General features: G+C 35.7%; 6 protein-coding genes. 1 reads left to right on the top strand and 5 read right to left on the bottom strand.

Features of this window, described 5'->3' with window-relative positions; all coding sequences use genetic code 11:
* Window positions 1-137: 137 nt before the first annotated feature.
* Genes ACI313_RS05915 through ACI313_RS05895 form a run of 5 tightly spaced genes read right to left on the bottom strand, consistent with a single transcriptional unit; the run spans window position 138 to window position 4925 of the window.
* Window positions 138-929, bottom strand: a complete 792-nt coding sequence (locus ACI313_RS05915) for an enoyl-CoA hydratase-related protein (protein ID WP_439755539.1) — start codon at window positions 927-929, stop codon at window positions 138-140.
* A gap of 14 nt (window positions 930-943) precedes the next feature.
* Window positions 944-1816, bottom strand: coding sequence for a 3-hydroxyacyl-CoA dehydrogenase family protein (locus tag ACI313_RS05910; RefSeq protein WP_439755538.1), 873 nt, complete (start codon window positions 1814-1816; stop codon window positions 944-946).
* Between the two features lie 20 nt (window positions 1817-1836).
* Window positions 1837-2931: an acryloyl-CoA reductase electron transfer subunit beta gene (gene acrA / locus ACI313_RS05905; RefSeq protein WP_439755537.1), complete on the bottom strand. Its 1095-nt coding sequence runs from the start codon at window positions 2929-2931 to the stop codon at window positions 1837-1839.
* A 17-nt stretch (window positions 2932-2948) separates the two neighbouring features.
* Entirely contained in the window at window positions 2949-3743 is a 795-nt protein-coding gene (acrB, locus tag ACI313_RS05900; protein WP_439755536.1) for an acryloyl-CoA reductase electron transfer subunit gamma, read from the bottom strand.
* 12 nt (window positions 3744-3755) lie between these two features.
* Entirely contained in the window at window positions 3756-4925 is a 1170-nt protein-coding gene (locus ACI313_RS05895; protein WP_439755535.1) for an acyl-CoA dehydrogenase, read from the bottom strand.
* 244 nt (window positions 4926-5169) lie between these two features.
* Between ACI313_RS05895 and ACI313_RS05890 the strand changes: the two genes are divergently transcribed.
* Window positions 5170-6354: an acetyl-CoA C-acetyltransferase gene (locus ACI313_RS05890; RefSeq protein WP_439755534.1), complete on the top strand. Its 1185-nt coding sequence runs from the start codon at window positions 5170-5172 to the stop codon at window positions 6352-6354.
* Window positions 6355-6424: the final 70 nt, after the last annotated feature.

Here is a 6424-nt window from a genome sequence, read left to right as displayed (position 1 = left end):
CCAAAAGTTCACCCTAAAAGTTTTTGGATAAACCCCAAAAGATTTTGGTTACCCGTTTTGACATATAAAAAGTGAACCTCCTAAATTCGATGTCCAAATTTAGGGGTTCACTTCAAATTATCTGCTTTCTTCTTTTATTATTTGTTTTGGAAAGGAACAACTTTTAATTTTTTAGATTTATCTTTTTCTAAGAAATTAGCCATACCAGCTCTTTGGTCTTCTGTTTCAAAACAATCACCAAATAATTTTTCTTCAATTACAATTGCTTGATCCATATCTACTTGTAAACCATCATTGATAGCTTTCTTACAGTTACGTACAGCAATTGGAGCGTTTTTAGCGATTGTTGAAGCTAATTTTTGAGCAGCAGGCATTAATTCTTCAGATGAATATACAGCATTTACTAATCCAATGCGATATGCTTCATCCGCTTTAATGTTACGAGCTGTATAAATCATTTGTTTTGCAATGCCAACAGGAACAACACGAGCTAATCTTTGAGTTCCACCAAATCCTGGTGTAATTCCTAAACCAGTTTCAGGTTGTCCAAATACAGCATTGTCTGAACAAATACGAATATCACAACTCATTGCGATTTCACATCCTCCACCTAATGCAAATCCATTAACGGCAGCAATTACAGGAATTGGGAATGTTTCTAATTTACGGAAAACATCGTTTCCTTTTTTACCGAAGGCTTCTCCTTCTTCTTTTGTTAATGTGCTCATTTCACCAATGTCAGCACCAGCAACAAATGATTTTTCACCGGCTCCAGTAAGAATTAAACAACGAATAGCGTTTAAATCAACTGCATCTAATGTTTGATCTAATTCTTCTAAAACTTGTGAATTTAATGCGTTTAAGGCACGAGGACGGTTAATAGTAATCGTTCCTACATAACCTTCTGTTTCATATGTAATAAATTCCATATTCATTCTCCATTTTATAGTTGATCTACAGCTGTTTTTGTACGATCTGCGTTATAAACATAGAATCCTTTTCCAGTCTTGCATCCTAAGTTTCCACCGCGAACCATTTTACGGATTAATGGACATGCACGATATTTGCTGTCTCCTGTTTCTTTGTATAAAACATCCATAATAGCTAAACAAATATCTAATCCAATATAGTCACCTAATTCAAGTGGTCCCATTGGATGGTTAGCACCTAATTTCATTGCAGTATCGATTCCTTGAATATCAGAAACACCTTCCATTTTAATGAAAGCAGCTTCGTTAATCATTGGAATTAAAATACGGTTAACAACGAATCCAGCAGCTTCATTAACTTGAACTGGTTCTTTTCCGATTTCAACAGAAATTTCTTTGATTTTTTCAACTACTTCTGCAGGAGTGTTTGCACCAGCGATAACTTCGATTAATTTCATACGATCAGCTGGGTTAAAGAAATGCATTCCAACAACTGGACGATTTACACCTTTACCAATTTCAGTAATTGATAAAGAAGAAGTGTTTGAAGCGAAAATGCATCCTTCTTTACAGATAGCATCTAATTCAGAGAATGTTTTTTGTTTAACACCCATATCTTCAAAAGCAGCTTCAACGATTAAGTCACAATCAGCACATAAATCTTCTTTTAATCCTGGTGTGATAGAAGCTAAAATTGCATCAACTTTTTCTTGACTTAATTTTCCCTTGCTTACTAAACGAGCATATCCTTTTTCGATTTTGGCTTTACCATTTTCAGCCCATTCTTGTTTAATATCACATAAAGCAACGCTATATCCTTCTACTTGTGCAAATGCTTTAGCAATACCTTGCCCCATTGTTCCGGCACCAATTACACCGACTTTCATGTCATTTCCTCCTATAAATATTATTTAGCTAATTTAGCTTTATTAATTTCATCAATTAATTGTGGTACAACTTTGAATAAATCACCAACAATACCGTAATCTGCTACACCAAAGATAGGTGCTGTTTCATTTTTATTGATTGCGATAATTGTTTCTGAATCTTGCATACCAGCTGTATGTTGAATAGCACCTGAAATACCTAATGCAACATAGATTTTTGGATGAACAGTTTTTCCTGTTTGTCCAACTTGATGAGCAGCATCTAACCATCCAGCATCTGTTACAGCACGAGAAGCACCAACAACTCCTCCACCTAAAGCATCAGCTAATTGTTGAGCTAATTCAATACCTTTTTCTACATCTTTACTAATTCCACGTCCAACAGCAACAATAATATCAGCTCCGATTAAGTCTACTAATTTGTTAGCAGCTTTTTCAATGCTTAATACTTCTGTTTTAATATCATCAGCACTTAATTCAAATTTAGGTTCAATAACAGTTACAGCATCAGCTTTAGCTTGATCAAATTCAGCTTTTTTCATAACTCCTGGACGAACTGTAGAAATTTGAGGACGGAAACGAGGACAAATAATTGTTGCCATCAAGTGTCCACCAAATGCAGGACGAGTCATTTTTAAGTTACGATCTTCCCAATCAAATGTTGTATTATCAACATCAATTGTACTTGATTCACGTAAATATTCTACATAACCTTTAGTATCAATATCTAAGTGAGTAGCATCAGCAGTTAAACCTGTGTGTAAGCGAGCAGCGATTCTTGGTGCTAAATCACGACCAATATTTGAAGCTCCAATTAATAATACTTCAGGTTTAAATTCATTTACCATATCGCAAAGTACTTTTGCGTATGCATCTGTTGTATAGTCTTTTAATAATGGGCTTTCGCAAACAACAACTTCATCAGCTCCATAACCAGCAATTTCATTTGCTAATCCTTTTACGTTGTCTCCTAATAATAAACCAACAACTTTGCATCCTAATTCTTTTGCTAATTTAGTAGCTTCAGAGACTAATTCAAAATCTGTGTTTTGTAATTCACCTTGACGTTGTTCACAGAACACCCATACATTTTTGTATTCGCTAAAATCTGCCATTTTAATTCTCCTTTTCATTAAATTAAATGTTTTTTAGCTAAGATAGAAGCCATTTGATTAGCAACGTCGTCTCCAGCTAACATTGTTCCAGCACCTTTTTGAGGAGGTGTGAAAGATTTAAATACATTTGTTGGTGATCCTTTTAAACCAATTGTATCAACTTCGATTAGTGGATCATCTTGTAAAGCAGGATAATCTAAAATTTCGATTTCTTTATCAAAACATTCGAAAATTCCTGAAACACTCATGTAACGAGGTTCATTTAATTCTTTAACGCAAGTGATTAAACATGGAGTTTGAACTTTAATTCTCATGAATCCATCTTCTAATAAACGTTTAACAATTAAAGAATTTCCTTCTTTTTCAATTTCTGCAGCATAAGTAACTTGTGGTAAGTGTAATTTTTCAGCAATTTGAGGTCCTACTTGAGCAGTGTCTCCATCGATTGCTTGACGACCACAGAAAATAACATCTTCTTCATCAATTCCAATTTTATTGATTCCAGCAGCGATGATTTGGCTTGTTGCAAATGTATCAGATCCACCAAATTCACGACCAGAAATTAATACAGCACGATCAGCTCCACGAGCTAAACATTCACGTAACATAGATTCTGCAGTTGGAGGTCCCATTGAAACAACAACAACTTCACATCCAGTTGTATCTTTTAATTTTAAAGCAGCTTCTAAGGCAGCTAAGTCATCAGGGTTAGTGATGGTAGCCATTGAAGCACGATCTAATTGCCCATTTTCTTTTACGGCAACTTTTCCTGAAGTATCAGGTACTTGTTTAACACAAACGATAGCTTTCATTCTTTGCCCCTCCTATTTCAATAAAGCACCAGAGATAACCATCATCTGTACTTCACTTGTTCCTTCGTAGATTTCAGTAATTTTTGCATCACGCATCATTCTTTCGATTGGGTAATCACGAGTATATCCATATCCACCGAATAATTGTAAGCAACGACGAGTAACATCGCTTGCAGTACGTGAAGCAATTAATTTAGCTTCTGCAGCTTCAACGCTATAACGAACTTTAGCTCCATCCATAGCTTCTTGTTTCTTCAATGCAGCAGCATATACTAAGTATTTAGCAGCATCGATACGAGCTTTCATTTCAGCTAATTCAAATTGTGTATTTTGGAATGCTGAAATTGAACGACCAAATTGTTTACGTTCTTTAACATAAGCAACAGTTTCATCTAATGCACCTTCAGCAATACCTAATGCTTGAGCAGCAATACCGATACGTCCACCGTCTAATGTTCCCATTGCTAATTGGAAACCTTTTCCTTTTTTACCTAATAAGTTTTCTTTAGGAACGATACAATCTTCCATAATTAATTCGCAAGTACTTGAACCGCGAATTCCCATTTTATCTTCTGGTTTACCAACTGAGAATCCTGGGAAGTTTCTTTCAACGATAAATGCTGAAATTTCTTTTTGAGTACGACCACGTTTATCAGTTACAGTACCAGTAACAGCGATAATAATAAATACATCAGCGTATCCAGCATTTGTGATGAAAATTTTTGATCCATTTAATAACCAGTGATCTCCACAATCAACTGCTGTAGTTTGTTGTCCTTGAGCATCAGTACCAGCACCTGGTTCAGTTAAACCAAAAGCACCTAACCATTCTCCTGAACATAATTTTGGTAAATATTTTGCTTTTTGTTCAGGTGTACCATGTTCATAAATTGGTGCAGCACATAAACTTGTGTGTGCAGATAAGATAACACCTGTTGTTCCACAAACTTTACTCATTTCTTCAACAGCCATTACATATGATAAAACATCAGCTCCTGCTCCACCATATTCTTTAGGGAAATAAACACCCATCATCCCTAATTTAGCCATTTTTTCAACTGTTTCTTTTGGGAAGTATTCCTCAGCATCAACTTTTTTTGCTAGAGGTTTTACTTCGTTTTGAGCAAATTCTTGATACATTTGTTGTACCAATTTTTGTTGCTTAGATAAAGTAAAATCCATAAATGAAGTTCTCCTTTCCTGATTATACGACTTCATCAGCTCATGTGAAATCTTTCACGATTCCACTCAAATATATTCTACTCAAATTTCTTTGTCTGTCAATTACATTGTGAAAGGATTGACAAGTTATTTTCATAATCATTTTCACAAATTTTTACTTGTGAAAAAATTATTTTAATCGTTGATTTTCGGATTTTGCTGTGATACTGTTATGAAGTAAGAATAATACGGAGGGATTATAAACATGACAAAAAAAGTCGTATTAGCTGGTGCTTGTCGTACTGCTATTGGTAAAATGGGTGGAGCTTTAAGCAACACACCTGCTCCAGAATTAGGAGCAATCGTAATTAAAGAAGCATTAAATCGTGCTGGTGTTAAACCAGAACAAGTTGATGAAGTATTAATGGGATGCGTTATCCAAGCTGCTCAAGGACAAAACGTTGCTCGTCAAGCTTCAATTAAAGCTGGTCTTCCAATTGAAGTTCCTGCTGTTACATTAAATGTTGTATGTGGTTCAGGTTTAAAATGTGTTAACGAAGCCGCTACAATGATTTTAGCTGATCAAGCTGACATTGTTGTTGCTGGTGGTATGGAAAACATGTCAATGGCTCCATATGCAATGACAAAAGCTCGTTACGGATACCGTATGAACAATGCTACTATCATCGATACAATGGTAAATGATGCATTAACTGACGCATTCAACCACTATCACATGATGATCACAGCTGAAAATGTTTGCGATAAATATGGAATTACACGTCAAGAATTAGATGAATTCTCAGCAAATTCTCAACAAAAATGTGAAGCTGCTGTTGCTGCTGGTAAATTCGATGATGAAATCGTACCAGTTCCAGTAAAAGTTAAAAAAGAAATCGTTGAATTCAAAAAAGATGAAGGACCTCGTCCTGGAACAACTGTTGAAACATTATCTAAATTAAAATGTTGTTCAGGAAAAGAAGGTGGATTAGTTACTGCTGGTAATGCATCTGGAATCAACGACGGAGCTGCTGCAATCGTTGTTATGTCTGAAGAAAAAGCTAAAGAATTAGGTGTTAAACCTATGGCTACTTGGGTTGCTGGTGCATTAGGTGGAGTTGAACCAGAAATCATGGGTGTTGGTCCAGTTGCTGCTTGTAAAAAAGTATTCGAACGTACTGGTTTAACAATTGAAGATATGGACTTAGTAGAAGCTAACGAAGCATTTGCTGCTCAATCAATCGCAGTTGCTCGTGATTTACACTTCGATATGAGTAAAGTTAATGTTAACGGTGGTGCCATTGCATTAGGTCACCCTGTTGGTGCTTCTGGATGTCGTATCTTAGTTACATTATTACATGAAATGGAAAAACGTGATGCAAAACGTGGTTTAGCTACATTATGTATCGGTGGAGGAATGGGTTGCGCTACAATCGTTGAACGTGACTAATTAACTCAATCAATTTGGGTAACCAAAGTTAACCGGGGTTTTTCCAAAGTTAAGTGGGGTCAACACCGGG

It is taken from the genome of Floccifex sp., assembly GCF_051873495.1.
Lineage (GTDB): Bacteria > Bacillota_I > Bacilli_A > Erysipelotrichales > Erysipelotrichaceae > Floccifex.
The sequence above is the reverse complement of the archived record's forward strand: the minus strand, read 5'-3'. Positions and strand labels throughout refer to the sequence as shown.